We start from the raw sequence: 1,228 nt of genomic DNA on the forward strand, positions 1-1,228 counted from the left end.
TGAATCGCCACGGATAATCTAGACACTTTCGAGCCGTTGATAATATTTGTTTTCGTATTCAGTTGGTGGCATCTGATCGCTCGAGCCATGCCGACGCTTACTGTTATAAAACATTTCGATGTAATCAAAAATATCACTGCGGGCTTCTTCCCGTGTTCCGTAGATCTTTTTTTTATTCGTTCGCGTTTCAGTAGCTGGAAAAAGCTTTCCGCAACCGCGTTGTCGTGACAGTTACCGCGACGACTCATGCTGCCTTCCAGACCGTGTGATTTCAGGAACGATTGCCACTCATGGCTCGTGTATTGACTGCCCTGATCAGAATGAACCAGTACCTGTTTTTGAGGATTACGCCTCCACACCGCCATTAATAATGCGTTCAGGACAATCTCTTTTGTCATGCGGGGTTGCATTGACCAGCCGACAACTTTCCGGGAGAACAGGTCAACCACCACGGCCAGATACAGCCAGCCTTCGTGAGTTCGGATGTAGGTTATGTCCGTCACCCAACGCTCATCTGGTGAGTCCGGATTGAACTGCCGCTGGAGCCTGTTCGGTACCACGATGCTGGCTTCGCCTTTACGTGCCCGTGGGCTACGGTACCCAACCTGAGCTTTTATACCGGCACGCTTCATCAGCCGCCAGACCCGGTTCACTCCGCACTGCTGCCCGCTATCCCGCAGGTCCAGATGGATCTTGCGATAACCATAGACGCAGCCAGACGCAAGCCAGAACTGTTTGATCTGCCCGGTCAGCATCTGGTCTGCCTGGTGACGCTGTGAATGTGGCTGCTGAAGCCAGACATAAAATCCACTCGGATGGACGTCCAGAACTCGACAGAGCAAACGAACAGGCCAGCAACGGCGGTTGTCGCGGATAAAGGCGTACCTCAGTCGGACAGTTTTGCGAAGTACGCCGCGGCTTTTTTTAGTATGTCTCTCTCGTCGGTAACCCGCTTCCGCTCTTTCTGGAGTCGGCGGATCTCGGCCTGAGCATCTGACTGTTCTTTATTAGTGGATGAGTCCGGGCCGTACTTCTTTATCCAGGCGTAAAGACTGTGGGTGGTGATATCGAGACGTGTTGCAACGCTGGAAACAGAATGACCGCGATCAACAACCTGTTTGACTGCTTCGATTTTAAACTCTTCGGGATAACGCTTACCGCTCATGGGCACCTCTCTTTAAGCCATCTTAAATGACTCCGAGGTGTCTGTTAAAGCCGTGGCGATTCA

At 51.7% G+C, this 1,228-nt stretch carries 1 pseudogene; it reads right to left on the reverse strand.

Annotated elements, in window-relative coordinates:
* Positions 1–18: 18 nt before the first annotated feature.
* Positions 19–1,165, reverse strand: a pseudogene (locus tag C1Y43_RS23410) (IS3 family transposase).
* Between the last annotated feature and the right edge of the window lie 63 nt (positions 1,166–1,228).

The organism is Pantoea sp. ICBG 828 (assembly GCF_002928355.1).
Lineage (GTDB): Bacteria > Pseudomonadota > Gammaproteobacteria > Enterobacterales > Enterobacteriaceae > Pantoea > Pantoea dispersa.